The sequence below is a fragment of the Mesorhizobium sp. CO1-1-7 genome, assembly GCF_020164885.1.
Lineage (GTDB): Bacteria > Pseudomonadota > Alphaproteobacteria > Rhizobiales > Rhizobiaceae > Mesorhizobium > Mesorhizobium australicum.
In genome coordinates, this window is record NZ_JAIUHA010000004.1 from 373,607 (window position 1) to 400,604 (window position 26,998).

A 26,998-nucleotide genomic window follows, 5' to 3' on the forward strand; every position below is an offset into this window, starting at 1 on the left:
TTCAGGCTGGATTGGAGTGTTGTATCAAGCCCTACTGCGGGAAATACCGGTGGGGCCTAAAAGAACATGAGAGTTGTTTTAGCTGTAGCTAATACTTTGAGCTTGGCCGCAGGTATTGGTGCCCTGTGGCTCATCCTGTCGGGCGCCGGACCCGCACTTGCCGAGGAAGCCGCCAAGCCCCAACCGGCCCAGTCAAAGCCGGCCGACGCCAATCCCTGGGCGGTCAACTGCTCCAGCGGCTCGGCGAGCTCCGAACTTCAATGCCAGGTGTCTCAAAACCTGACCGAGGCGAAGACAGGACAGCGCGTGCTTACGGTGACCGTTCGCCGCGACAACGGCAATGGCAGCCTCGCCATGCTGCTCGCCTTGCCGCACGGCCTCTTCCTGCCGTCCGGCGCCAGCTACCAGATCGACCAGGGACAGAAGACGACCATCGCCATCCAGACCAGCGACCAGAACGGCGCCTATGCCGCCACGCCGCTGCCGCCGGACCTCGTCAAGGCGATGAAGTCGGGAACCAATCTGAACATCGGCATGGAGTCCGTCACCCGCAAGCCGGTCACCATCCCGGTGTCGCTGGCCGGCTTCACCGCCGCCCTGACCAAGCTGGAATCGATCAAGTAGCGGGTTCGCCGGCAACCGCGGCCGACATCCTATCCCTTCGTCATCCACGGCGGAGCAGCCGCGGCGCGGCGTCGCGGAGACCCGAGGATCCATGCCGCGACCGTGCTGGCGGGTGCAGCGGAGCAGAATCTGGACCGTGGCAACGCTCCGGAGTCCCGGCATGGATTCTAGGGTCTGCGCTGCGTCGCTGCGCTCCTTGCTCCGCTCTAGGATGACGAAGTCGTGGGCGTCTCCGCTCCGCACTCAAGGTATCGGTGCGTCAATACGAGCAACCGTCTTGATTGTCCGCACCTGCGATGCTCCGTTGTCGCTTCGGACATCCGGAGAAACACATGACGGGTTTTGTCGACCGGCAGCGCGCCACGCAGTTGATGCAACGCGCCGGCATCGCCGCGCTGGTGCTCTCAGCGCCCGAGGCCTTCCATTACGCGACCGGCGCTTCGATCGGTCCGGCCGGACTGTTCCGGCGCGCCGGCGCCGGCTTCGTCGTCGTCCCGGCCAGGCAGGACCTGCCGATCGGCGTCGTGGTCGCCGACTTCAATGCCACGCAACTGCGGACCGCCGCGCCCGAGATGGTCGTGCGCTCGCACCCGATCTGGATCGAAGCAGCGCCGGTCGAGACAGGAGCTGCCGGGCTGCCCCTGGCGGAGCGTATCGAGGCTGGCCTGGCTTCGCTCGGCCGCGCGCCGGATTTCGCGCGTCCCGCCACCTTCGACCTCGCCGGCTCGGTGCGACAGCTGCAGGCAATCCTCGCCGATTTCGGGCTGGAGCGCGCCACGCTCGGCCTCGACCTCGACTTCATTCCCGCCGCCGATTTTGCCGCCATCCAGGCGCTGCTGCCGGATTGCCCTGTTGTGGACGGCTCGCTTGTGCTGGACCGGCTGCGCGCGCTCAAGTCGCAGCGCGAGATCGACCTGCTGCGGCAAGGCATCATCCTGTCGGAAGCCGGCCTGGAGCGGCTGCAGGTCGATGCCATGGCCGGCATGCGTCAGAGCGATCTCGTCGCGCTCTACCGGCAGGGCGTCGCCGCAGCGGCGGCTGGGCTTTCGTATCCGGTCATCACGGCCGAATATGTGACGCTGGGCGCCCGGGCCAAGGGCGCCGACGCCAGGGCCGTGGCGGGCGATCCGCTGAAATGCGACATGGTCTGTACGGTCGGTGGCTACGCCTCCGACATGTCGCGCAACTTCACCTTCGGCCCGCCTTCGGCTGATCAGGCCGAACTGCACGCTATTGCCGAGCGCGCCTTCGACGACGGGCTGGCCGAGCTTGTTCCCGGGAACACGCTTGCCCATGTCCACCGCGTCGCCACCGACAGCCTGGCGCGCCAAGGCCTGCGCTCCTACCGCCGCGGTCACTTCGGCCACGGCGTCGGGCAGTCGGTCTTTTCCGAGCAATGGCCGTTCATATCGGCCGGCAGCGAGGTCGTGATCGAGGCCGGCATGGTGCTGGCCTTCGAAATCCCGCTCTATATCCACGGCCTCGCCAGCTTCAACCTCGAGGACCAGTTCCTGATCACGCCGGAAGGGCCGGTCGCGATGAACCGGCTGCCGCGGCGGCTGGAGGTGATCGGGTAGTAGGAGGCTTGAGATCTGCACCTCCGGAAATTGGCTGAGGTCCCTCCACCTTCGTCATCCACGGGCGGAGCAGGAGCGAAGCTCCGTCGCGGAGACCCGAGGATCCATGCCGTGACCTTTCCGTGGGGTGCAGCGGAGCAGAATTTTGGACCGCCGGGAACGCTTTGATGTCGCGGCATGGATCCTGGGGTCTGCGCGGCGTCGCTGCGCTCCTTGCTACGCCCCAGGATGACGACGGGAAAGGTTTTGCCGTCCAGCGATCAAACCTCCGTACAGGTCCCTAAGCGCTCACCGGCGGCCGCCTGTCCCTCCATGGCATTTCCTGTTCCAGCTGTGCCGACGCCGCCAGCACCGTCGCCTCGTCGCCGTAGCGGCCGACCAGCTGCACGCCGACCGGCACGCCGCCCTGCGACCAGCCGAGCGGCAGCGAGATCGCCGGCTGGCCGGAGATGTTGAAGGGGAAGGCAAAGACGGCATCCGTCCATTTGGCGTTGTAGCGGTCGATGTCGGTCTCCGACATATCGTAATAGCCGAACGGCCGCGGCAGTTGCGTCAAGGTGGGCGTGACGAAGAGATCATAGGCCTTGAGATCGCCGACAATATCGCGGCCGACCTGCCGGAGCTGCTCGACATCGGAGATGTGCCTGACCCCGCTGGTGGCGCGGCCGCGCTCGATGATCGCCCAGGTCACCGCCTCGACATCGCCTGGCGTCGCCGGCCGGCCGATCACCATTTCCAGGGAGTCGAAGGTCGCCGCCGTCTGCACGCAGGTCATGTTGGTGTAGGTCGCCCATACGCCGTCGGCATCGAGCGGCATGTCGTGCTCCTCGACATGATGCCCCAACCGCTCGAATGCGGCCACGGTCGCCAGCACCGCCGCCTTCACCTCCGGATCGATGGCGGTGCCGTTGGGCGGCGTGACGGTGAAGCCGATGCGCAGGTTTTTCGGCGCACGCGCCGACAGGCTGAGCCAGGAGGCATCCGGCACCGGCGGCGTATAGGGTTCGCCGGGCAGCGCGCCGGCCACCGCATCGAGATAGGCCGCCGTGTCGCGCACCGTGCGCGAGCAGCAGAGGAAGTAGGCACCGCCATACCAATAGTCGCCGAACGGGGCCAGGCTGACGCGGCCGCGCGACGGTTTCAGGCCCACGATCCCGCAGCAGGAGGCGGGGATGCGGATCGAGCCAGCGCCGTCGCTGGCCTCCGCGATCGGCACCATGCGCGAGGCGACAGCCGAGGCCGCGCCGCCGCTCGAGCCGCCCGGCGTGATGCCCTCCTTCCACGGGTTTTTCGTCGTGCCGTAGAGTTTTGGTTCCGTCGTGATCGACCAGCCGTTTTCGGGCGCGTTCGACTTGCCGACCAGCACCAGTCCCGCCGCCTTCATGCGGCGAACGACTTCGGTGTCGAAATCGGCGACGACATCTCTGAGATAGAAGCAGGAATTGGTGTTGGGCGCACCCGTCCAGGACGAGGCCAGTTCCTTGAGCAGGAATGGTACGCCGGCAAAGGGTGCCGATCTGTCGACCGTCGCGGCCTGCGCGCGCGCCATGTCATAGAGGCGATGGATGACCGCGTTGAGCGACGGATTCAACCGTTCGACCAGCGTGATCGCCGCCTCGACCAGTTCCGCCGGCGAAACTTGGCCGCCGCGGACCAGCGCGGCGAGGCCAAGCGCGTCGGACTCGGCATAGGTTTTCAAAAGACTGTCGGTGACCATGTCTCTCCTCCCGATCCTTCTGTCCTCAACGTCGCTCGTCGAGGCGCCGAGCTACCGCTTCGGTCATTTGCCAATGTTGGCACCGCCCCTCATCCGCCTGCCGGCACCTTCTCCCCGTAGAGTGACGGGGAGAAGGGGGACTGCCGCAACCTCGGCGCCATTCCTGTGACGTTAGGAAGTTGGCGAAGTCGTCGGTGACAGCGTCTTTCTCCCCGTCACTATACGGGGAGAAATGCCCGGCAGGGCAATGAGGGGCAGCGCAAACCTGAGATAACTGTCCTGCAGCGGCTCCAATCTCGCCAATGTTCTGCTTGCGCCGCCGCCTCCAGCGCCACCAACCCGATCGCCTCACGCCAGCTCGACCGTCCGTCCCAGCTCTATGCTCTGTTCGGCCGCGAGCACGATGCGCAGGCTGTTGACCGCCGCGTCCATCTGCTCGGTCAGATCGAGGTCCTCGCTTATGGCGCGCAGGAAGAACGCCTGCTCGCGGTCGCACAGTTCCTGGTGGCCGGGCTCGTCCTCCATGCTGACGATCTCGTCAGGCTTTTTGAAATTCTTGTCGCCGTCGACGGCCGCATAATGGATCTTCAGCGCGTCGGTCTTGGTGTGGCGGTCGATGTCGGCGGAGTTCGACACTTCGGCCAACTCGGCCGCGCTGCTCGCCTGCTGGCCGGCGACGATCGAGACCGCGCCTTTCGGGCCGACGACATCCTTCACGAAGTAGGCCGTCTCGCTCATCATCGGACCCCAGCCGGCCTCGTACCAGCCGACCGAGCCGTCATCGAAGGTGACATGCAAGTGGCCGTAATTCTGCTTGTCGGCTTCGGCCCATAGTTTGGCGCCGATGCCATGCACGCGCACCGGCTTGGCGCCGGTCAGCTGGCACATGACGTCGACATAATGCACGCCGCAATCGACGATCGGGATCAGCGAATCGATCAGGTTCTTGTGCCAGTGCCAGGCGCTGCCGCTGCTTTGCTGGTTGAGGTTGAGCCGCATGACCAGCGGCTTGCCGAGCGTCTTGCCAACCTCGACGAACTTGATCCACGAGGGGTGGACACGCAGGATGTAGCCGAGCACCAGCTTGCGGTTTTTCGCCCGCGCGGCCGCCACCACCTTTTCGGCGTCCTCGATGTTGGTGGCCAAGGGCTTCTCCATGAACACGTGGCAGTTCGCCGCGATCGCCTTCAGCGCGTATTCGGCATGGGTGTTCGGCCAGCTGTTGATCGAGACCGCATCCGGCCTGGTCTCCCTCAGCGCCAGGTCGAAATCCTCGTAGAGCGGATAACCGGCGAGTTCGGCCGGGATTTTCGTGTTGCTCTTGATCGAGCGGCTCATGATGCCGACGATCTCAAACCCCTCCGAGCGATGATAGGCGCTGGCGTGCGACGCACCCATATTGCCGAGACCCACCACCAGTACTTTCACCTTGTCGGCCACCGTTATCTCCCAGGTTCTGGATTGAATTGTGCGCGGCGACCGGTTGCCGCGTGTTTATCCGGACAATCACCTCAGGTCAGCGCCGCCGCTCGTTGCCCGGCCCTTTCCTCTCCCCCGTCGATCGGGGGAGAGGTGTCGAGCGAAGCTCGACGGAGTGGGGGTCGACCTTCGCCGCCCGCCTGAGGTTACTTCGCCAGATTGTGCCTGTCCCGCAGCGACTGCGCGTTTAGCGACCGCCTTCCCCCACTCCGTCGCCGCTTCGCGGCGCCACCTCTCCCCCCTCCGGAGGGAGAGGAAAGGAGCCAAGGCAGGGCAATGAGGAGTGGCGTCGTCATGGCCTTCGCTTGCGCGCTTCTACTTCACCGCCGAATCGAACAGGTGCGCCTTGATCTTCTCGACATCGAGCGCGGCAAAGCCTTCCGACAGTTTGACGCCGTCTGCGTCGGCCTTGACCTTGGCCTTGTCGAAGTCGTTGGCGGCCGGGATCAGGTCGTTGCTGCAGACATCCTCGGCCTTCACCGGGTTGGTGATCTGGCCGATCTTGTGGATCTCGTCGAAGAAGCCCTGCCAGCTCGCCATGTCGTGCGACCCCCAGCCGCCGCGCTTGTCCATGTCGCCGCGGAAGACGTTGATCTGCTGCAGGATCGAGGTGGTGCCGAGCTCCGGTCCGAGGTTCTTGGCCAGCGTCGGGAACTGCTCGAACACCGCTTCGACCGCCGCGCGCGGATTTTGATAGCCGAACTCAAGGCCCATCGCCCAGCCGCGCAGGTATTTTTCCAGGAACGCCTTCTTGTCGGGATCCTCGAGATCGGCGGCGCGCACGACGAAGGTATTGGCCGGCAGTTTCGAGTTCTTCACGCCGAGCCAGTATTCGAAATCGAGACCCTTGGCGATCCATTCGGCGCGCAGCCCTTCCCATGACAGCGCCGCATCGCCCTGGCCGCCGGCAAGCGCGGTGCCCCAGGTCGGCCAGCCGGCCTCGACATACTTGACCTTCTTGATGTCGACGCCTTGCGCCGCAAGCAGCGGATCGGTGATCGACTGCCAGGCTGCGGAACCAAGCAGGATGGTCTTGCCTTCGAGCTTCTTCAGGTCGTTCGAGCCCTCGCCCTTGCGGAAGGCGATGCTGAACGTGTCGCGCGCGCCCATGTGGAACACCGACTTCAGCTTCATGCCGTTCTGGATGGCGAAGGAGAACACGCCGGGCGAGGGAAAGCCCATATCGGCCTGGCCGACATCGACGAACTTCACCGTCGCCGTGCCGTCGGACGGTCCCGGCTGCATGTCAGTGTCGAGCCCGTCGAAATAGCCGGCCTTCTTGGCCGCCCAGTAGGGGTAGTCGTCGAGCACTTCGAGCGTGCCGCGCGGCGAGATCCAGGTGAATTTTCCATAGGCCTCGGCCCTCGCCCTGAGGCCGGTGGCGCCGAGTGCGGTCGCCGTCACCAGCCCGGCGCCGGTCACCTGCAGGAAGATGCGGCGGCTCATCCCCGCCTGCTGGATGAAATTGTCTTTGGTCATGGCATTCCCCTTTTTTGTTTGATGTCAGTCTGCCTTGCCGCCCGCCTCCCGGGCGTGGTCATTGCTTCTGCGTCAAGCCTCCCAGCTCGCCCATTTCTTGCCGATGAGGAAGAACAGCACGTAGATCAGGATGCCGAGCATCGACAGGATCAGCACCACGGCGAAGAATTGCGGCATCTGGATCATCGACGAATAGGTGGTCAGCCGGTTGCCGAGGCCGAAGCCACCGCCGACCATCTCGGCGCCGACGGCGGTGAGCAGGCCGAAGATGGCGCCGATCATCAGCCCGACCAGGATCATCGGCAGCGCCATCGGCGCGCGGATCTTCCAGAAGATCTGCAAGGTGCTGGCGCCATAGGACCGCGCCAGCGCGATCTTGGCGCTGTCGACGCGACGAAAGCCGGTGGCGGCATTGATCATCACCATCGGCCCGGCGGCCAGGGCCACCGCGATGATACGGGGCGTGTAGCCGAAACCGAAACGCAAGATGAGCAGCGGCACCAGCGCCAGCATCGGAGTGGTGACCAGCAGCAATATATACGGCGCGACGATCTTTTCCGCGAACGGGAACTGGGTGATGACGGCGGCCAGCACCAGACCGACGGCGGCGCCGATGACAAAGCCGGACACCAGCTCGACCAGCGTATAGCCGAGATGCGGCGCGATCAGCGGAAACTCGTCGAACAGCGCATAGGCGATCGAGCTCGGCGGCGGCATGATGTAGAGCGGCACATGGAACAGCCGCAGCGCCAGTTCGATGCCGCCGATGATGATGACGGCGACGGCGAGAATGGCCGCCACCTCCTTGCCCGACTTGATGCCGGGGCCGCTGGCGAAGGCCGAGAGGTTGGTCAGGCTGACGTCTTGCCCATCGCCTGGTTTCGACTTCGAAAATTCGGGAATGGCGTCGCTCACGGCCTGATCCTCACGATCTCGGCGCTCGGGCGCTCCGGCGCCTTCGGTCTGGTGCGCTCTCCGACAATGTCCATCTTGATCCGGTTGGTGAGGTCGAACACCTCCTTCGTCGCCATGATCTCCAGCGAGCGCGGCCGCGGGAACGGCACGCGGTATTCCTTGGCGACGCGACCCGGCCGCGCGCTCAGCACCACGACGCGGTCGGAGAGGAAAATCGCTTCCTCGATCGAGTGGGTGATGAAGACGATAGTGGTCTTGGTGTCGAGCCAGATCTCCTCGACCAGCCGGTTCATCTCCTCGCGGGTAAAACTGTCGAGCGCGCCGAACGGCTCGTCCATCAAAAGCACCGATGGTTTCAGCGCCAGCGCCCGCACGATCGCCGCGCGCTGCTGCATGCCGCCCGAAAGCTCGCGCGGGAATTTGCCGCCGAAACCGTCGAGGCCGACGCGGTTAAGCAGATGCGCGATCCAGGCGCGGTCCGGTTTTTCGCCCTTGATCTCGAAGGGGAAGCGGATGTTGGCGTCGAGATTGCGCCAGGGCAGGAGGTTGGCTTCCTGGAAGACGATGCCGATATCGGGATGCGGCCCGGAAATCTCTTTGCCGTCGAGCTTGATCGCGCCGCTTGTCAGGCCGTGCAGCCCCGACATCGACCACAAAAGCGTGGTCTTGCCGCAACCGGACGGGCCGACGATCGAGACGATTTCATTGGCTCTGACGTCGAGGCTGCAGCGGTCCAGCGCCAAGAGGTCGCCGGACGCCGTGTGATAGATCTTGGTCGCTGCCTGCACGCCAAGCTTCGGCGTTGTTATCTCGCCCGCGTTCATCCGCCCCTCGGAGATTGCGTGATGATCCAAAGGTCATCAGACTGTCAAAAATCAGTGTGTAACTATCCTACTTTGCTGTCAAGCGTCGACGGCGGCGAGCATGGGACGAGAACCGACTGCTAGGCATAACTATCTGTATTGACGTGGTATTCTTTGCCTTGAAATTCGTGTTGCTTTCCTACATGATTTGGCAGGCGCACACGCGGATGCCTTGACGGCACGCATCGGTTGCAGCGCCGTCCTGCGCATGGAACGACAGCGTGCAAACATGATAAGAGGTCAGGTCGAAAACGGGCTAGGGAACACCGCCTTCATGACCGAAGCTGCCAGCCATCCGATCGCGGACGAAGAGGGAACCGGGGGCGAACCCGTCCGGCGCATTCCCGACATCATCTCGCTGGTCAAGGATTGCTACGGCGAATTGCGCCCGGCCGAACGCCGCGTCGCCGATGTCGTGCTCGAGAATGTCAAATATGCCGTCGACGCCTCCAACGCGGCGCTGGCCCAGCGCGCCGGCGTCAGCGAACCGACGGTGACCCGGTTCTGCCGCGCCATCGGCTGCGAGGGCGTGCGCGACTTCAAGCTGAAGCTGGCGCAGAGCCTCGTCGTCGGCGCGCTCTACCTGGACACGTCGCCGGCCAGGGAGGGCGACGCCGCCATGCCGTTCTGGAACGCGGTGTTCGGCGAAGCGCGCCGGGCGCTGCAGGAAACCGAGCGGCAGCTCGATCCGGGTGAGCTGGAAAAGGCCGCCGAGCTGATCGCCCGGGCCCGCCAGGTCACCGTGTTCGGGCTCGGCGGCAGCTCTTCGGCGCTGGCGCAGGAAACTCAGTACCGGCTGTTTCGCTATGGCATCTCGATCAGCGCCCAGTGCGACCCCTATTTGATGCGCATGACCGCCTCGACGCTGAAGCCCGGCGACCTGGTGATCGCCATCTCGGCGACCGGGCGCACGCGCGAGGTGATCGAGGCCGTCGAACTCGCCAAGCACTACCGTGCCAACGCGATCGCCGTGACGGCGCCCGATACCGAGCTCGCCCGCGCCTGCGACGTCAGGCTGACGGTTGCCGTGCCCGAATATCCCGATACGCTGAAGCCGACGGCCTCGCGCTTCGCCTTCCTGGCGATGATCGACCTCCTGGCGGTGGCGTCGGCCTACAAGCTCGACGGCCCGGCCCGCGAGACCGTGCGCCGCATCAAATACAACGCCCAGATCCACCGCACGGGCAAGGAAATGGAGCCGCTGGGAGACTAATCCTTCTCCCCGTCACTATACGGGGAGAAGGTGCCGGCAGGCGGATGAGGGGCAGCGCCGAGTTCGACAGTTGCCGTCCCGCTATACAGATTGGACGCATACAAGAGGGAAGAAATGCTCGAAATGTCACCATCCAAACAGGCGGCCGCATGGCTTGGCTCGTTTTCGCAGGCGCTTGAAACCGGCGACGTGTCAGCCGCAAGCAACCTGTTCGTCGACGATTGCTATTGGCGCGACCTGCTGGCCTTCACCTGGAACGTCACGACGATGGAAGGCCGCGAGGCCATCGCCGACATGCTGAAGTCGATGCTGGCGACGACGAAGCCTGCCGCGTGGCAGCTCACCGGCGAGGCAACCTCGGATGAAGGCACGATCGAGGCCTGGTTCACCTTCGAGACGGCGGCGGCCACGGGTCAGGGCATCATGCGGCTGCGCGATGGCCGCTGCCGTACCCTGTTCACGGCGATGACCGACTTGAAGGGACACGAGGAGCGCAAGGGCGCGGCGCGACCGCTGGGCGTGCGCCACAAGGCGGACCCGGAACGCGAGACCTGGTCGGAGGCGCGGGCACGCGAGGCGCGCGAACTCGGCGTAACGGAGCAACCCTATTGCCTGGTCATCGGCGGTGGCCAGGGTGGCATCATGCTCGGCGCACGGCTGCGGCAGCTCGGCGTGCCGACCATCGTCATCGAGAAGAACGCACGGCCGGGCGATTCCTGGCGCAACCGCTACCGCACGCTCGTGCTGCACGATCCGGTCTGGTACGACCATCTGCCCTACATACCGTTCCCCGACAACTGGCCCGTCTTCACGCCCAAGGACAAGATGGGCGACTGGCTGGAAATGTACACGCGCGTCATGGAGCTGAATTACTGGGTCGCCACCAGGTGCCTCAGCGCCAGCTACGACGAGGCGGAGAAAGAATGGACCGTGGTGGTCGACCGCGTCGGGCAGCGCATCACGCTGAAGCCGAAGCACATCGTCTTCGCCACCGGCGCCTACGGTCCGCCGCGCAAGATCGATCTGCCGGGTTCCGACCAGTTCAAGGGCGAGCTGCTGCATTCCAGCCAGTATGCCAGCGGCGAGAAATTCCGCGGCAAGAAGGTCGCCGTCATCGGCGCGGCCAGTTCCGGCCACGACGTCTGCGTCGATCTCTGGGAGAGCGGCGCCGACGTCACCATGATCCAGCGCTCGCCGACCACGGTGGTCAAGTCGGACACGCTGATGCAGGTCGGCTTCGAGATCTTCTCCGAGGACGCGCTGGCACGCGGCATCACCACCGAGAAGGCCGACATGATCGTCGCCTCGACGCCGTTCGCGCTGGTGCCCAAGGGCCAGCGCGCGCTCTACGACGTCGTCCGCGCGCGCGACGCCGAATTCTACGAGCGTCTGGCCGCCTCCGGCTTCGCGCTCGATTTCGGCGACGACGAAACCGGCCTTTTGATGAAGGCCTACCGCACCGGCTCCGGCTACTACATCGATGTCGGCGCCTCGGACCTGATCATCGACGGCAAGGTCGGCATCCGCAGCGGCGTCGCGATAAAATCGCTGACGGCGAAAGGCATCCTGTTCGAGGACGGCAGCGAGCTCGAGGCCGACGCCATCGTCGCCTGCACCGGCTACCAGTCGATGAACGAGAATGTGGCGGCGCTCGTCTCGCGCGAGGTCGCCGACAAGGTCGGCCCCTGCTGGGGCCTAGGCTCCGGCGTCAAGGGCGACCCCGGCCCCTGGCAAGGCGAATTGCGCAACATGTGGAAGCCGACGGCGCAGGAAGCACTGTGGTTCCACGGCGGCAATCTCGCGCTGTCGCGCTTCTATTCGAAATATGTCGCGCTGCAGATCAAGGCACGGATGGAAGGGATCGAGACGCCGGTTTATGGGGCGGTCAGCAACGCCGGGCGGTAAGGCGGAAGCATGCTTCGGTGAGAGGTCGATCCCACTCCGTCGAGCTTCGCTCGACACCTCTCCCCCGATCGACGGGGGAGAGGAAAGGCGCAAGTTCACCGGCCTTGGCTCCCTTCCTCTCCCTCCGGAGGGGGGAGAGGTGGCTCGGCGAAGCCGAGACGGAGTGGGGGAAGCCGCTCGTCAATCGCGCAGCCGTCTCGAGATCGGCTAATCGTGCCGGTGTCCGAAATGCCTGGCTGCCACCTCGACATGCGTATGGTTTGCATGGGCCACGAAGCGCTCGGTCTCGCCGACATCGTCGACGGCCTCGTTCGGCCACCAAATGCCGCCGACGACGATGCCTTCCGACACCAGCCGCTGGTCGGCGACCAGCGAGGCGCCGACGGCATCGACGAAGGTGAAGCGGCCTGACCGCTGCCGCAGCACGGCGACGTCGCCGGCGGTCCCGATCGTCAGCGTGCCGAGGTCGGGCCGCGCGATCGCCCGCGCCGGCGCCTGCGTCGCGGCGCGCAGAACCTCGACCAGCGGCATGCCGAGGGCCATTAGCTTCGACATGCAGACAAGTATGTCGAAGGCCGGCCCGTCGACGCAGTAGAGGTGCACGTCGCTCGAGATGACGTCGGGCGCCAACCCTTCGGCCAGCATGGCGCGGGCGACCTCGAAGTCAAACGAACCCATGCCATGGCCGAGATCGAAGATGACGCCGCGCTCGCGCGCCAGCCGCATGTCGGGCCGCACCATGCCGGAGGCGAACACCGGCGCATTGGGGAAGGGCCGGAAGCAATGGGTGAGGATGTCGCCCCGGCGCAGGCGTGGCAGCACTTCGGAGCGGCCGGGCGGCGGCTCGTCTATATGCGCCATCAGCGGCAGGCCGGCCTTGTCGGCGGCCTCCAGCGCCAGATCGACCGGCGCGATGCCGCTTGTGCCGCCGGCATGCTTGCCGGAGCGAACCTTGACGCCGACGACGACGTCGGCGTGCTCGCGCACCGCCGCCACCACCTCGCGCGGCTCGCAGAGACGGAGATCGCTGCATTCGCCGACCGACACCGTCTGCGAGAAGCCGAAAATGCCGGCAAAGGAAATGTTGACATAGGCCAGGATGCGCACCTTCGAACGCTCCATGACATGGCGGCGGAAGCCCAGGAAATTGCCCGCGCCCGCGCTGCCGGCGTCGATGAAGGTGGTGGTGCCGCTCTTGGCGGCGAGCCTGTCGGCGTCGACACCGAGCGAAGTGCCGCCCCAATAGACGTGGCTGTGCAGGTCGACCAGGCCGGGCGCGACGATGCAACCGGTGGCGTCCACCACCTGGGCGGCGCTGGTCGCGGGGATGTCGGCGTCGATCGCGGCGACGCGGCCATTGGCAATGGCGACATCGCGCGGCGCATCGATGCCGGCCTCCGGGTCGATCAGCCGCCCGCCCTTCACGAGGAGGTCGAATTGCATTGTTGGAACCTCCGATTGGCCGAATTGCCGTCTCAGGCCGGTCTGTAGGCGACGGCCTCGACTTCGATCTTGATGTCGATCATCAGCCGCGATTCGACCGTGGTGCGGGCTGGCGGGTTCTTCGGAAAATGCCTGGCATAGACAGCGTTGAAGGCGCCGAAGTCGCGCGCGTCCTCGAGCCAGACGGTGGTCTTGACCACATCGTCCATCGTGCAACCGGCGAGTGCCAATGCGGCCTTAACATTGGCCAGCACCTGCTCGGTCTGCTCCGTGATGCCGCCCTTGACCACGATGCCATCGCCGCCGACCGGAACCTGGCCCGAGACAAAGACGAAATCGCCGGCCCGCACGGCCGGCGACAGCGGCACGTGGGATGTTCCGAAAGTCTGCTTGGGCAAGGGACGGCCTCCTCCGATGACATGGCCGGACACCGAGGTGGCGCCCGCTTTGCGACGAGATTTACCGCGATCGCGGCAATCCCGATAGAGGCCCTTGTTGGAAAGCAACATTGTTCGAAATCCGTGTTGCTTTATTACAGAAGCGCTTGCATCGTGCACGTTGCCGGACGGGCTCGACGCCACGACGGACAGACGCCCTCGCTAAACCGGAGACCGCGAGAATGACTTTCGATAAGAACCCGTTCCCTTCCGGCGACGCCGACCGTCACGCGCTGTGGGAGATGCTGGTGCGGCGCGACATCGACGCCTTCATCGGCCAGGACTGGGCCATGGTCGAGAACGATTTCATTGCCGAAAGCTTCTTCGGCATGCATGCGCATTTCCTGGCCAATGCCGATGCCTGGCGGCTGCAATTCCCGCGGCTGGAGATTTACCGCGACGAGTGGCTGCGCCAGGCCAAGGAAACGGCGGCGACCAAATTCGCCGAGCCGCTGCGCGAGGCGCTGTTTCGCGTTACCAATCTGCGCGACATCGATGTCGACGGCGACCGCGCCGTGCTGCACAAGAAGTTCGACGGCAGCGTCGCCAAGGCGGATGGCAGCGTCGACAGGCTGAAATGGCAGACACTGTATTTCTGCCGAAAGGTCGGCGCGAGCTGGAAGATAGCCGGCTTCGTCGGCTACATGCCTTATCCGCTGGGAAGCTAGTTTCGATTTTCATGAATGGCCATCGGCAGTCATGATGGCCGATCAGCCGCGCCAATTCCCGTGGCGAGCTGCTCAGTACAGCGTGATGAAGGCCGGGAACAGCACGCCTGTCTCCCTGAAATACTCGATCAGCTCGATGGCGGGGAAGATGGCGAGGAAATAGAGCCCGTCGAAAAAGGTGCGCCTCAGCGCCCGGGTCGAGAACCGCAGCTCGTCATTGTCGTGGTAGAGCAGCGGGTTTGGCCAGAACCGGGGCGTCGCCTTGATGTAGGCGCTGTAGGCCGGGCCGAACTTGCCCAGGAGATATTCGGCCTCCCTGCGCGCCGTGACACGGAAGATCAGGAAGCTGGCGACGCCAAGCGCGGCGGCGGCCACCAGCGAGCCGTAGAGCAGGCCGATGCCGACCGCGCCGACCGTCGAGAAGAAGTAGAGCGGGTTCTGGCTCATCGAGAATGGTCCCGTCGAGACCAGCTCTTCATTCTTCTTGCCGCCGACATAGAGGATGCTCCACAGCCGGCCGGCGACGCAGGCGAGCACCAGGCAGAAGCCGAGGAATTCGAGCGTTTCGTGGCCGTTCGAGCCTTCGCTGAGCGCCGGTTTGGTCAGGAACAGCAGCAGCACCGCCAGCACCGCCGCGACCCGGATGAATATCAGCCGCTTGCGCTGGTCGAAAGCCTGTGAAACCGGCTTGAGGGAAGCGTAGGTCATTTTCGCGTTTTCCTGGGCACTCTAGTGCAGGCCCGGCCACTGGGGCACGCCATTGATGGCGGATACAAGGCGCTCACCCTCTATCAGCGCATCGGGAGGCATTCGTAAAGGCCTTTTGCGCCAGCCACCGCCATCCTTACGAATTTGTATGGCGCCGGACAGGCTGGTGAGAAGTCGCTTGCCTATCATCCGAATGCCGGATCGCTTCCGCCGCCGGCGCAACCATCGGCATCGGGACATCAGCCATGCTCGCACCCCACACACCCCCCGCACCGAGCCAAAACAGGGTGCCGGACGCCACCCTCGACTTCTGGCTGGTCAAGCTGATGGCGGTGACCATGGGCGACACGGCGGCGGACTATCTCGCCGTCAACCTCGGCCTCGGCTTGACCGTCACCTCGCTGATCATGACCGGCGTGCTGGTCGTCGCCCTCGCCCTGCAGTTCGCGCACAAACGCTACGTGCCGTGGGCCTACTGGCTGGCGGTGGTGCTGATCAGCGTCGTCGGCACGTTGATCACCGACAACCTCGTCGACAATTTCGGCGTGCGCCTGCAGACGACGACGATTGCCTTTTCCGTTGTGCTCGCGGCGACATTCGCGGTCTGGTACGCGAGCGAGCGGACGCTTTCGATCCACACCATCTTCACGACCAGGCGCGAGATCTTCTACTGGCTGGCGATTCTCTTCACCTTCTCGCTCGGAACCGCCGCCGGCGATCTGGTCGCCGAAACTTTCGACATGGGCTATCTGACCACGGGCCTGCTGTTCGGCGGCGTCATCGCGCTCATCGCGCTCGCCTGGTATCTCATCCATCTGGATGCCATCCTGGCCTTCTGGCTCGCCTATATACTGACGCGTCCGCTGGGCGCCTCCTTCGGCGATTGGCTGTCGCAGCCAGCCGAATATGGCGGCCTCGGTCTCGGCACCACCTACACCAGCCTGATCTTCCTCGGCTGCATCATCGCGCTCGTTCTCTGCATGACGCTCAGGAATAATGCCGATGAGATGGACGACATGCTGCTGGACTCGGAGTGAGCCGCCGGCGGGGTGCCGCAGGGCTTGGCCAGTTGGCGACTATTCTAGGAACGGACTCGTGCCGGTGATAGCCTGTCCCGGATACCGGCAGCCAGGGAACAGCGATGCGGCTACTTCTCGTCGAGGACGACCACAGGACGGCGGACTATATCGTGCGCGGCCTGACCGAGGCCGGCCATGTCTGCGACCTTCTGCGCAATGGCCATGATGGGCTTTTCGCCGCGACCGGCGGCGGCTACGACGTGATCGTCGCCGACCGGATGATCCCGGGCCTCGATGGCCTGTCGATGGTCAAGGCCGTCCGCGCCGCCGGCGTGCGCACGCCGGCGATCTTCCTCACCTCCGTCGGCGGCATCGACGACCGCGTCGAGGGGCTCGAGGCCGGCGGCGACGACTATCTGGTCAAGCCCTTCGCTTTTTCGGAACTGCTTGCGCGCATCAATGCGCTCGGCCGGCGGCCAGCCGCGCAGGAGCAGAAGACCGTTCTGCGGGTCGCCGACCTCGAAATGGACCTGATCATGCGGCGCGTCGTCAGGCAGGGCCAGCCGATCGAGCTGCAGCCGAGGGAGTTCAGCCTGCTCGAGGTGCTGATGCGCGGCGAGGGCCGCGTCATCACCCGCACCATGCTGCTGGAGCGGGTCTGGGATTTCCACTTCGACCCCAAGACCAGCGTCGTCGAGACCCATATCAGCCGCTTGCGGACCAAGGTCGACAAGCCGTTCGGTACCCAGCTCATCCACACCATCCGCAACACCGGCTACAGCCTGCACGCGCCGCTCTCCCAGTGATCGCGACCTTCCGATGACCGCGAACTTCCCATGACGGCGACTTTCCGATGACCGTGACCCGGACCCGCCTGCTGCGCAGCACGCCATTCCGGCTTGCCCTGACGTTCGCCTTCCTGTTCATGCTGGCCTTCGTGCTGGCGGGCGCCATCGTCTACCAGATGATGAGCGCCGACCTTGCCGAGCAGCTCGACGACACCATCAGCGAGACCTATGCCGTCATCGCCGCGACCTATGCCGACAAGGATCTCAGGGAGTTGGTGGAGACCGTCGAAAACCACTCCGCGCGCAGCCCTGGGAAGGAGCAGCTCTTTTCGCTGACCGACGCCGCCGGCAACCGTATTGCGGGCAACTTCACCGCGGCGGGGCTTCCCGACGGTTTCTCGATGTTCGGCGCCGAAATGCCGGGCCTGCCGCCGGACACCGAATACCGGGCCTATTCCGGTCCGGTCGGCGCCAACACTTTGACCATCGCCTTCAGCCTCTCCGAGACCGAGGAGCTGGAAACGATCATGCTGATGAGCTTCGGCTGGGCGACGCTGATCATCACCGGCCTGGCCGTCGCCGGCGGCGCCCTGCTCGCCTCGCGCGTCCAGCGCCGTCTCGACGGCATTGCCGCCACGATGGTCGACGTTTCGCATGGCCGCCTCGACACCCGCATCCCGCTGACCGGCAAGGACGATGACATCGACATCGTCTCCAGCCAGATCAACGCCGCGCTCGACCGCCTGTCGGCGCTGGTCGAGGGCATGAAGCAGGTCAGCGCCGACATCGCGCATGATTTGAAGACGCCGCTCAACCGCCTGCAGATGATCCTGGAGAGCGCCGCCGACAAGGCCGCACGGCGCCAGGACGTCTCCGACGATCTGGCCGACGCGCGCGCCGAGGGCCACCAGATCAACGAGACCTTCGACGCGCTGCTGCGCATCGCTCAGATCGAGGCCGGCGCGCGCAAGGCGCGCTTCACCGACGTCGATCTCGGCGAGATCCTCGGGACCATCGCCGAGATCTACGCCGGCGTGGCCGAGGACGACGGCAAGGTGCTGTCGGCTGCGGAACTGGACAAGACCACGGACCGCATTCATGGCGACCGTGAACTGCTGACGCAGATGTTCGCCAACCTGGTCGAGAATGCGCTACGCCATTGTCCGCCCGGCACATCCATCCAACTCTCGGTGACGCGCCGGGACGACCGCGTGCTTGCCGGCGTCGCCGACAATGGCCCCGGCATTCCCGCCGACGAGCGCGAAAAAGTGTTTCAGCGTCTCTACCGGCTGGACCACAGCCGCTCGACCCCCGGCAGCGGCCTCGGCCTCAGCCTTGTCAGGGCCATCGCCGAGCTGCACGGCGCGACCATTGCACTCGAGGACCGCCGGCCGGGGCTGGCCGTGGTGGTGAGTTTTCCCCTGGTGATGGATTAGCTTCGGAAGTTAGCGAAAGCCGGCGTCGCGGCCATCTCCCCCGCAAGGGGGGAGATGGCCGTAACGTCACCTGTCGATCCGTGTCGACAAAATAATCGACGACGATGTCCGCTCGACCCCCTCCATGGCGCCGATCTGGTCGAGCAGCGTGTCGAGGTCGCGGATCGATGGCGCGTCGACGATGACGATCATGTCGAAATTGCCGCTGACGGAGTGCAGCGTCCTGACCGGCGGCAGCGCCTGCAGGCTGCGCACCACCTTGTCGGCGAGCTTCGGCGTGACGGTGAGCAGCACATGCGCCCTGACCAGCCCCTGCTCATAGTCCGGCGCCAGCCGGACGCCATAGCCGGTGATGATGCCGCGCTGCTCCAGCCGCTCGATCCGGCTTTGCACCGTTGTGCGCGACACGCCGAGCCGCCGCGCCAGTTCGGCCGTCGAGGCGCGCGCGTTGGCGCGCAGCAGCGAGAGCAGGGCTTGTTCGGCATCACTGAGCATTTCGACGAAGCCCTTCGGCAGATCGGTAAAAGATAGGGTTCACTTTGCAGAATTCCACGCTTCCTTTCGACAGGCAAGCTGCGATGGTTTTTGGGAAACGCAGATCGCAGGGGAATTTGATCATGAACAAGATCATTATCGTCGGGGCCGGCAAAATCGGCTCGACCATCGCCGAAATGCTTGCCGCGACGGGCGACTATCAGGTCACTCTCCTCGACCGCTCGGCGGCGCAGCTCGCCGCGGCGGAAGTCCCTGTCGGTGTCGAGACGCTGGAACTCGACATCGCGGCGCCCGGTGCGCTGGAAGCCGCGCTCGCCGGCAAGTTCGCGGTGCTGAGCGCCGCCCCCTTCCACCTCACCACGCGCATCGCCGAGGCGGCGGCCAGCGCCGGCGTGCATTATCTCGATCTCACCGAGGACGTCGTCTCGACCAGGCGGGTCAAGGAGCTGGCCCGTACCGCCAAGAGCGCCTTCATCCCGCAATGCGGGCTGGCGCCCGGCTTCATCTCGATCGTCGCCAATGATCTCGCCAGCCGCTTCGACACGCTGGAAAGCGTGCGCATGCGCGTCGGCGCGCTGCCGCAATACCCGTCCAACGCGCTGAACTACAATCTGACCTGGAGCACCGACGGCGTCATCAACGAATATTGCGAGCCTTGCGAGGCGATCGTCGAGGGCGAGCTGGTCGAAGTGCCGCCGCTGGAGGAGCGCGAGGAGTTTTCGCTCGACGGCGTCACCTACGAGGCGTTCAACACCTCCGGCGGACTGGGTACCTTGGCCGAGACGCTGAAGGGCAAGGTACGCACGCTGAACTACCGCACCATCCGCTATCCCGGCCACGCCGCGATCATGAAGGCGCTGCTCAACGACCTTGGGCTGCGCCACCGCCGCGACGTCCTGAAGGACATTTTCGAAAGCGCCCTGCCGGCGACGCTGCAGGACGTGGTCATCGTCTTCGTCACCGTCTCGGGCCGCAGGAACGGCCGCCTGCTGCAGGAGACCTACGCCAACAAGATTTATTCCCGGCGCATCGGCCGGACGGTGCGCAGCGCCATCCAGATCACCACCGCGTCTGGCATCTGCGCCGTGCTCGACATGCTGGCGGACGGATCGCTGCCGGCGACCGGCTTCGTCAAGCAGGAGGAAATCGCGCTCGACGCCTTCCTCGCCAACCGCTTCGGCCGCGCCTATGCCCAGCATGAAATGGTAAGCCGGCTGGCGGGGTGAGCGCCGGCGCCTTTCCTCTCCCCCGTCGACCGGGGGAGAGGTGTCGAGCGAAGCTCGACGGAGTGGGGGTCGACCTGGCTCGGGCTTGTTATTTCAAGCCGGGGTGATGCCTCGTCCTGACTGATTGAGGCTTGTGATGAGTTTTCAGCGGCGGTGCGTCTGAGGACCGGCTTCCCCCACTCCGTCGCTGCTTCGCAGCGCCACCTCTCCCCCCTCCGGAGGGAGAGGAAAGGAGCCTGGGGCAATCGAGCAACTCCTCCCCCTTTACGCCTGACGCGGGAGAGGGGGAGCTCTAAATATGCAGCGCGTGGCCCAGCGCCTTGAGCGCGGCTTCCTGAAACCCTTCGCCTTGCGTCGGGTGCGCATGGATCGTCCCTGCGATGTCCTCCAGCCTGGCGCCCATCTCCAGCGCCAGCCCAAACACCGCCGACAGTTCCGACACACCCTGACCGACGGCCTGGATGCCGAGCACCAGGTGATTGTCGGCGCGCGCCACGACGCGGACGAACCCGTCTTCGCCGAGCTTGGTCATGGCGCGGCCATTGGCGGCGAAGGGGAATAGGCCGATCTTGATCTCGCCGCCCTGCGCCTTGGCCTCTTCGGGCGACAGACCCGCCGTCACCAGCTCAGGATCGGTGAAGCAGACGGCCGGGATCGAGCGCTTGTCCCAGCCGCGCTTGTGGCCGGCGACGATCTCCGCGACCATTTCGCCTTGCGCCATCGCCCGGTGCGCCAGCATCGGCTCCCCGGTGACGTCACCGATGGCGAAGACGCCGCGCATCGAGGTCCGGCACTGGTCGTCGATCCGTATGAACTTTCCGGCCCTGTCGAGATCGATCTGGTCGAGTCCCCAGCCTTCCGTCACCGGCTTGCGGCCGACCGTCACCAGCACCTTGTCCGCGGCGACCTTGGTGCTCTTGCCGTCCGATGTCTCGACCAGCAGGGCATCGCCGTCTGTCGACAGCCCTTTGGCCCTGGCGCCCAGCATCACCTCGACGCCGAGCGCGGAGAGCCGCTTGACGACAGGCCGGGTCAGCTCCGCGTCATACTGCGCCAGCACGCGCGGCAAGGCTTCGACCACGGTGACCCCCGCACCCATCTTGGCGAAGGCCATGCCGAGTTCGAGCCCGATATAGCCGCCACCGACGACAGCGATTTTCCTGGGAACCTCACTCAGGGCCAGCGCGTCGGTGGACGAGATCACAGGCCCGCCGAAGGGAAGAAAAGACAACTCGACCGGCGCGGAGCCGGTGGCGATCACGATCGTCTCGGCCCGGATCACCTGGCTTCCGGTCTCGGTCTCGACCTCGACGGTCTTGCCATCGCGAAACCTCGCCCAGCCATGCACGGTCTTCACCCCGGCCTTCTTCAGCAGGCCGGCGACACCGCTATTGAGCCGGCTGACGATCCCGTCCTTCCAGGCGATGGTTCTGGCCAGGTCGAGCACCGGTGCGGTGACCGAAATGCCGAGTGGGCTGTTGCCGCCGGCCATGTTCGAAACCTTCTCGAACTCCTCCGCCGCATGGATCAGCGCCTTGGACGGGATGCAGCCGACATTGAGGCAGGTGCCGCCGGGCTTCGCAGCCTCGACAGTCACGGTGTCGACGCCGAGCTGTCCCGCACGAATGGCGCAGACATAACCGCCCGGACCGGCGCCGATGACGAGCAGCTTGCAGGAGATTTCCTTCATGTTGGCAGCTTCCTTGTCGTGAGAGCCGTCAACGTCCTCCCATCCAACCCAGCGCTGCCCCTCATCCGCCTGCCGGCACCTTCTCCCCGTATAGTTACGGGGAGAAGGGATTGGCCGCGATGTTGGCGCCCTCGTCTGCAACGCTGCCGATTGGCGAAACCATGGATAACGGCGTCTTTCTCCCCGTCACTATACGGGGAGAAATGCCCGGCAGGGCAATGAGGGGCGGCGCGGCGCCCGCCAATGGAAACTCGAGAACGCATCACATCTCCCTCAATCCACGAAAATCAGCGCCGGCGTCTCCAGCAGCGCCTTGATCCGCTGGATGAACACCGCCGCGTCCCAGCCATCGATGACGCGGTGGTCGAAGCTCGACGACAGATTCATCATCTTGCGCGGGATGAACTGGGTGCCGTCCCAAACCGGCCGCACCATCATCCTGTTGACGCCGATGATCGCCACTTCCGGGTGGTTGATCACAGGCGTCGTCGCGATCCCACCCATGGCGCCGAGCGAGGTGATGGTGATGGTCGAGCCGGACAGCTCGTCACGCGTCGCCGTTCCCGACTTGGCAGCCTCCGCCAGCCTGCCCACCTCGGCGGCACAGTCCCAGACATCGCGCGCCTCGGCATGCTTGATGACAGGCACCACCAGTCCCGACGGTGTCTGCGCGGCAATGCCGATATGGATGCCGCCATGCTGGTGGATGATGCCGGCCTCGTCGTCGAACAGGGAATTGAGCTGGGGCTGGTCCGCGATCGCCTTGACCATCGCCCGCATCAGGAACGGCAGCAAGGTCAGCTTCGGCCTCTCCGCGCCGCCCTTGGCAACACGCTTTTCCTTGTTGAGCACGGCGCGCAATTCCTCGAGCGCCGTGACGTCGATCTCCTCGACATAGGTGATGTGCGGGATGCGCGACTTCGACAGCGTCATCTTCTCGGCGATCTTGCGCCGCAGGCCGACCAGTTTGATGTCCTCGACGGTGTCGTCGCGGGCGAGGCCCGGCGCCTTGGCCGATTGCGGCCCGCGCGCCAGGAACGCCTCCAGGTCCTCGTGGCCGATGCGGCCGGCGGGGCCGGTCCCCGCCACCTGCCTGAGATCGATGCCCGCCTCTTTCGCCCGCAAGCGAACGGCGGGGGAGGCCAGCGGCTTTTCGCCTTCCGGACGCGGCGCGCCCGAAGCCGAGGAGCGTGTCACGGTTTTCGGCGCCGCCGACGAGGATGCGGGCTTCGCCGGTGTCTCGGCGGGTTTTGCCGGCTTGGGCGGCGAAGCGGCTTGGGGCTTCGGGCTCGGCAGCCTGGCGGGCGGCTCCGCCCCGGTCACCGGTTCAGCCTCTTTGCCGGCTTTCACATTGCCGTCGCCCGCCACTTTCAGCCGCACGATCGGTGAACCGATCGCCACCGTGTCGCCGATCTCGGCGCCCAGCCACAGGATTTCGCCATCGACGGGCGACGGGATTTCGACCGTCGCCTTGTCGGTCATCACGGCGGCGAGCACCGTGTCCTCGCGCACGATGTCGCCGATCTTCACATGCCATTCGACGAGCTCGGCCTCGGCGACACCCTCGCCGACATCGGGCAGCTTGATGATGTGTTCGCCCATCTCAGGCCTCCCCCACTCTAGGCTTCCAATGTTTCAAGCAAAGCGCGGCCGACACGCGCGGGACCGGGAAAATACTCCCACTCCTGCGCATGCGGATAGGGCGTGTCCCAGCCGGCGACGCGGACGACCGGCGCCTCCAAGTGATAGAAGCAGTTTTCCTGCACCAGCGCCGACAGTTCGGCGCCGAAGCCCGAGGTCAGCGTCGCCTCATGCACGACGACGCAGCGCCCGGTCTTCTTGACCGAAGCCACGATCGTGTCGAGATCGAGCGGCAGCAGCGTCCTCAGATCGATGATCTCGGCGTCGATGCCGGTCTCCTCGGCGGCCGCTTGCGCGACATAGACCATGGTGCCGTAGGCCAGCACCGTGACCGCCGCGCCCGCCCTGCGGATGGCGGCCTTGCCGAGCGGCACGGTGTAATGGCCGTCGGCGACCTCGCCGAGCTCGTGCTTCGACCATGGCGTCACCGGCCGGTCGTGGTGCCCGTCGAACGGGCCGTTGTAGAGCCGCTTCGGCTCAAGGAAGATCACCGGATCGGGATCCTCGATCGCCGCGATCAAAAGCCCCTTGGCGTCGTGCGGGTTGGACGGCACCACCGTCTTCAGGCCCGACACATGGGTGAACAGCGCTTCCGGGCTCTGGCTGTGCGTCTGGCCGCCGAAAATGCCGCCGCCGGTCGGCATGCGGACAACGATCGGGCAGGTGAAATCGCCATTCGAGCGGTAGCGCAGCCTTGCCGCTTCCTGCGTCAGCTGGTCGTAGGCCGGATACATGTAGTCGGCAAACTGAATTTCCACGCAGGGCTTCAAACCATAGGCGGCCATGCCGATGGCCGACCCGACAATGCCGGATTCGTTGATCGGCGCGTCGAAGCAGCGGCTCTTGCCGTATTTCGCCTGCAACCCGTGCGTGACGCGAAAAACGCCGCCGAAGAAGCCGACATCCTCGCCGAACACGACAACCTTGTCGTCGCGCTCCATAGACACGTCCATGGCGTCGCGAATGGCCTCGATCATGGTCCGTCTTGGCATGGCTCAGACTCCCGCCTGCTGGCGCTGGCGCCTGAGATGCGGCGGCATCTCGGCAAACACACCTTCGAACATCTCGCGTGTCGACGGCTTGCCGCCGGCATGCAGCGTGCCGTGGCTTTCCGCTTCCTTCTGCGCCGCGATCACCGTGTCGAGGATTTCGGCCTCGGCCTGCGCATGCCGTTCGTCCGACCAGACACCGAGCTTGATGAGATGGTTCTTCAGCCGCACGACCGGGTCGCCGAGCGGCCAGGCGTCGGACTCGGTCTTCGGCCGGTAGGCGGAGGGATCGTCCGAGCTCGAATGGGCGCCGGCGCGGTAGGTGACATATTCGACCAGCGTCGGCCCGAGGTTGTCCCGCGCCCTTGTCGCCGCCCATTTGGCCACCGCGTGCACGGCCAGATAGTCATTGCCGTCGACGCGCAGCGACGGGATGCCGAAGCCGAGCCCCCGGGCCGCGAATGTGCCGGAGCCGCCGCGCGCAATGCCTTGAAAAGTCGAGATCGCCCACTGGTTGTTGACGACATTGAGCACCACCGGCGCCTTGTAGGTGGAGGCGAACACCAGCGCCGAATGGAAATCGGATTCGGCCGTCGAGCCGTCGCCGATCCAGGCCGCGGCGATCCTGGAATCGTTGGAGATCGCCGACGCCATCGCCCAGCCGACCGCCTGGATATACTGCGTGGCCAGATTGCCCGAGATCGAGAAAAAGCCGTGCTCCTTCGACGAATACATGATCGGCAGCTGTCGGCCCTTCAGCGGATCGGCCTCGTTGGAATAGATCTGGTTCATCATCGTGACCATCGGATAGCCGTCGGCGATCAGCAGGCCGGCCTGGCGATAGGTCGGGAAATTCATGTCGCCGGGCGCGAGCGCCTTGCGGAAGGCGCAGCTCACCGCTTCCTCGCCGAGATGCTGCATGTAGAAGGAGGTCTTGCCCTGGCGCTGCGCCATCTGCATGCGCGCATCGAAGGTGCGCAGCGTCATCATGTTGCGCAGGCCTTCCAGCAATTCCTCGCTGGAAAGCAGCCCGGCCCACGGCCCGACGGCCTCGCCATTGCGGTTCAGCACCCGGATGATCGAAAAGGCCATGTCGCGGATGGTGCGCGGATCGACGTCGATATCGGGGCGTGGCACGGAGCCGGCCTCGGCGATGGTCACATTGGAGAAATCAGGCGTCCCGCCCGGCCGCACTTCCGGCTCCGGAACGTGAAACCGCAACATCCCAGCATCGGCCATGACCTCGAGTCCTCCAATGTTGCCTGGCAGGGATATTTGCATATCCGCGCCGCCAGTGCGAATGCGTCAGGGTGTCGGTTCCGGCCGCGCCGGCCGATCCGGCCTCCCCCGCTCAAGATGAAGATATGTCCGCGAAATTTCTTGTCGATGTTGGGCGGCCGCACGCAATTTGGCGCATGGTTGTGCCGTGTTTGTCGCCAGATAAGGTGATTGGCTGGCGAGACTTGGTTCCACGCCTCCTTTTGTGCCTCCGCGAGCAGGGGAAAATTGGGGTTTCGCCAGCCTTGGCGCCCTTCCTCTCCCCCGTCGATCGGGGGAGAGGAATGGGCCAAGGTTGGCGATCCGAACCGGAAGACGTTCACTCCATCCCCGCATCATGCTAACCACCCTCCATGGCACAGAAGAAGGCATACGAGGTCGACGGTTGGCTGGCGCGGCCTGATCCGCGCATCTCGATCGTCCTGCTTTATGGCCCCGATCGCGGCCTTGTCTCCGAGCGGGCGAAGGCCTTTGCCGGAAAGACCGGCCTGCCGCTCGACGACCCGTTCTCGGTGGTCAGGCTCGAGGGTTCGGAGGTCGATCGCGACGAGGGCCGCCTGCTCGACGAGGCCCGCACCGTGCCGATGTTTTCCGACCGGCGGCTGCTCTGGGTGCGCAATGCCAGCGGCCAGAAAGCACTGGCCGACGACGTCAAGGCACTGACGGCGGAGCCGGTGCGCGACGCCATCATTCTCATTGAGGCCGGCGATCTGAAGAAAGGCGTCGGGCTGCGCGCCGTGGTCGAGGGCGCGGACAATGCCATGGCGCTGCCTTGCTACGCCGATGAGGCCCGTGACATCGACACGGTCATCGACGACGAACTGCGCAAGGCCGGCATGGCGATGACACTGGAGGCGCGGCAGGCGCTGCGCCGCAATCTCGGTGGCGATCGGCTGGCCTCGCGCGGCGAGATCGAAAAACTCGTCCTCTACGCCCACGGCCTGAAGGAGATCGGGCTGGAAGAGGTGAGAGCCATGTCCGGCGACGTGTCCGGCGCCTCTTACGACGATGCCGTCGACGCGCTGCTCGAAGGCAAGGTCGGCGACTTCGACACCGCTTTCACGCGCCACTGCCAGGGCGGCGGGCAGCCCTTCCAGGTGCTGTCCTCGGCGATGCGGCAGCTACAGCAGATCCAGGCCATGCGCGGCCAGATGGAGACGGGCGGCCGCAACGCCGCTTCCGTCGTTGCCGCCGCGCGGCCGCCGGTCTTTTTCTCCAGGCGCAAGCTGGTGGAGAAGACCCTGGAGCGCTGGAACAGCGAAGCGCTCGGCCGCGCGCTGACCCGGTTGCATCAGGCCGTGCTGCAGACGCGGCGGCGCCCGGACCTGTCCGTCGCGCTGGCACGGCAGGCGCTGCTCGGTATCGCGGTGGAAAGCGCCAGGCTGGGTCAGCGGTAGAGAAATTGGCC

At 65.4% G+C, this 26,998-nt stretch carries 23 protein-coding genes; 10 read left to right on the forward strand and 13 right to left on the reverse strand.

The window, feature by feature from the left end; translation table 11 throughout:
• Window positions 1-102 precede the first annotated feature (102 nt).
• Window positions 103-624: an invasion associated locus B family protein gene (locus LB516_RS11110; protein ID WP_224587168.1), complete on the forward strand. Its 522-nt coding sequence runs from the start codon at window positions 103-105 to the stop codon at window positions 622-624.
• 332 nt (window positions 625-956) lie between these two features.
• Window positions 957-2,201 (forward strand): M24 family metallopeptidase, encoded by a 1,245-nt coding sequence (locus tag LB516_RS11115; RefSeq protein WP_224719538.1) that lies wholly within the window; start codon window positions 957-959, stop codon window positions 2,199-2,201.
• A gap of 280 nt (window positions 2,202-2,481) precedes the next feature.
• Here LB516_RS11115 and LB516_RS11120 read toward each other — a convergent pair whose 3' ends face one another.
• The 5 genes from LB516_RS11120 to LB516_RS11140 form a co-directional block, all read right to left on the reverse strand.
• Window positions 2,482-3,918 (reverse strand): amidase, encoded by a 1,437-nt coding sequence (locus tag LB516_RS11120; RefSeq protein WP_224719539.1) that lies wholly within the window; start codon window positions 3,916-3,918, stop codon window positions 2,482-2,484.
• Window positions 3,919-4,266: 348 nt separating this feature from the next.
• On the reverse strand, window positions 4,267-5,358 hold the full coding sequence (locus tag LB516_RS11125; protein ID WP_224719540.1) for a Gfo/Idh/MocA family protein: 1,092 nt from the start codon (window positions 5,356-5,358) through the stop codon (window positions 4,267-4,269).
• 354 nt (window positions 5,359-5,712) lie between these two features.
• Window positions 5,713-6,876, reverse strand: coding sequence for an ABC transporter substrate-binding protein (locus tag LB516_RS11130; protein WP_140618206.1), 1,164 nt, complete (start codon window positions 6,874-6,876; stop codon window positions 5,713-5,715).
• 72 nt (window positions 6,877-6,948) lie between these two features.
• The gene (locus LB516_RS11135) at window positions 6,949-7,791 is read right to left on the reverse strand and encodes an ABC transporter permease (RefSeq protein WP_224719541.1); all 843 of its coding nucleotides are present in this window, start codon (window positions 7,789-7,791) and stop codon (window positions 6,949-6,951) included.
• Window positions 7,788-8,615, reverse strand: a complete 828-nt coding sequence (locus LB516_RS11140) for an ABC transporter ATP-binding protein (RefSeq protein WP_140618202.1) — start codon at window positions 8,613-8,615, stop codon at window positions 7,788-7,790. Before LB516_RS11140 ends, LB516_RS11135 begins: the two co-directional genes overlap by 4 nt.
• Window positions 8,616-8,928: 313 nt before the next feature.
• Between LB516_RS11140 and LB516_RS11145 the strand changes: the two genes are divergently transcribed.
• Together LB516_RS11145 and LB516_RS11150 are read left to right on the forward strand one after the other, a co-directional pair.
• A complete protein-coding gene (locus tag LB516_RS11145) occupies window positions 8,929-9,867 on the forward strand; it encodes a MurR/RpiR family transcriptional regulator (RefSeq protein WP_224719542.1) in 939 nt (312 codons plus the stop codon).
• Window positions 9,868-9,981: 114 nt separating this feature from the next.
• Window positions 9,982-11,772: an NAD(P)/FAD-dependent oxidoreductase gene (locus LB516_RS11150; protein WP_224719543.1), complete on the forward strand. Its 1,791-nt coding sequence runs from the start codon at window positions 9,982-9,984 to the stop codon at window positions 11,770-11,772.
• A 207-nt stretch (window positions 11,773-11,979) separates the two neighbouring features.
• Here the strand turns inward: LB516_RS11150 and LB516_RS11155 are convergent, their stop codons facing one another.
• Window positions 11,980-13,215 (reverse strand): amidohydrolase/deacetylase family metallohydrolase, encoded by a 1,236-nt coding sequence (locus tag LB516_RS11155; protein ID WP_224719544.1) that lies wholly within the window; start codon window positions 13,213-13,215, stop codon window positions 11,980-11,982.
• Window positions 13,216-13,247: 32 nt separating this feature from the next.
• Window positions 13,248-13,613 (reverse strand): RidA family protein, encoded by a 366-nt coding sequence (locus tag LB516_RS11160; RefSeq protein ID WP_140618195.1) that lies wholly within the window; start codon window positions 13,611-13,613, stop codon window positions 13,248-13,250.
• A gap of 221 nt (window positions 13,614-13,834) precedes the next feature.
• Between LB516_RS11160 and LB516_RS11165 the strand changes: the two genes are divergently transcribed.
• Window positions 13,835-14,320: a hypothetical protein gene (locus LB516_RS11165; protein WP_140788985.1), complete on the forward strand. Its 486-nt coding sequence runs from the start codon at window positions 13,835-13,837 to the stop codon at window positions 14,318-14,320.
• A 72-nt stretch (window positions 14,321-14,392) separates the two neighbouring features.
• Here LB516_RS11165 and LB516_RS11170 read toward each other — a convergent pair whose 3' ends face one another.
• On the reverse strand, window positions 14,393-15,028 hold the full coding sequence (locus tag LB516_RS11170) for a methyltransferase family protein (RefSeq protein ID WP_140788983.1): 636 nt from the start codon (window positions 15,026-15,028) through the stop codon (window positions 14,393-14,395).
• Window positions 15,029-15,273: 245 nt separating this feature from the next.
• Between LB516_RS11170 and LB516_RS11175 the strand changes: the two genes are divergently transcribed.
• The 3 genes from LB516_RS11175 (at window position 15,274) to LB516_RS11185 (ending at window position 18,271) form a co-directional block, all read left to right on the forward strand.
• Window positions 15,274-16,065, forward strand: coding sequence for a hypothetical protein (locus LB516_RS11175; RefSeq protein ID WP_224719545.1), 792 nt, complete (start codon window positions 15,274-15,276; stop codon window positions 16,063-16,065).
• Between the two features lie 104 nt (window positions 16,066-16,169).
• Window positions 16,170-16,853, forward strand: coding sequence for a winged helix-turn-helix domain-containing protein (locus LB516_RS11180; protein ID WP_140618187.1), 684 nt, complete (start codon window positions 16,170-16,172; stop codon window positions 16,851-16,853).
• A 47-nt stretch (window positions 16,854-16,900) separates the two neighbouring features.
• Window positions 16,901-18,271, forward strand: coding sequence for a sensor histidine kinase (locus LB516_RS11185; protein ID WP_224719546.1), 1,371 nt, complete (start codon window positions 16,901-16,903; stop codon window positions 18,269-18,271).
• Window positions 18,272-18,337: 66 nt separating this feature from the next.
• On the opposite strand, the gene LB516_RS11190 is transcribed toward LB516_RS11185, so the two are convergent.
• Window positions 18,338-18,766, reverse strand: coding sequence for an Lrp/AsnC family transcriptional regulator (locus tag LB516_RS11190; protein ID WP_140719599.1), 429 nt, complete (start codon window positions 18,764-18,766; stop codon window positions 18,338-18,340).
• A 122-nt stretch (window positions 18,767-18,888) separates the two neighbouring features.
• Between LB516_RS11190 and LB516_RS11195 the strand changes: the two genes are divergently transcribed.
• A complete protein-coding gene (locus tag LB516_RS11195; protein WP_224719547.1) occupies window positions 18,889-19,992 on the forward strand; it encodes a saccharopine dehydrogenase family protein in 1,104 nt (367 codons plus the stop codon).
• Window positions 19,993-20,284: 292 nt separating this feature from the next.
• Here LB516_RS11195 and lpdA read toward each other — a convergent pair whose 3' ends face one another.
• The 4 genes from lpdA to LB516_RS11215 form a co-directional block, all read right to left on the reverse strand.
• Window positions 20,285-21,682: a dihydrolipoyl dehydrogenase gene (lpdA, locus tag LB516_RS11200; RefSeq protein ID WP_224719548.1), complete on the reverse strand. Its 1,398-nt coding sequence runs from the start codon at window positions 21,680-21,682 to the stop codon at window positions 20,285-20,287.
• A 273-nt stretch (window positions 21,683-21,955) separates the two neighbouring features.
• A complete protein-coding gene (locus tag LB516_RS11205; protein WP_224719549.1) occupies window positions 21,956-23,284 on the reverse strand; it encodes a dihydrolipoamide acetyltransferase family protein in 1,329 nt (442 codons plus the stop codon).
• 17 nt (window positions 23,285-23,301) lie between these two features.
• Window positions 23,302-24,315 (reverse strand): alpha-ketoacid dehydrogenase subunit beta, encoded by a 1,014-nt coding sequence (locus LB516_RS11210; protein ID WP_140618177.1) that lies wholly within the window; start codon window positions 24,313-24,315, stop codon window positions 23,302-23,304.
• Window positions 24,316-24,318: 3 nt separating this feature from the next.
• Entirely contained in the window at window positions 24,319-25,551 is a 1,233-nt protein-coding gene (locus LB516_RS11215; RefSeq protein ID WP_015314818.1) for a 3-methyl-2-oxobutanoate dehydrogenase (2-methylpropanoyl-transferring) subunit alpha, read from the reverse strand.
• 392 nt (window positions 25,552-25,943) lie between these two features.
• On the opposite strand from LB516_RS11215, the gene holA reads away from it, so the two are divergent.
• The gene (holA, locus tag LB516_RS11220; protein WP_224719550.1) at window positions 25,944-26,987 is read left to right on the forward strand and encodes a DNA polymerase III subunit delta; all 1,044 of its coding nucleotides are present in this window, start codon (window positions 25,944-25,946) and stop codon (window positions 26,985-26,987) included.
• The last annotated feature ends 11 nt before the right edge of the window (window positions 26,988-26,998 follow it).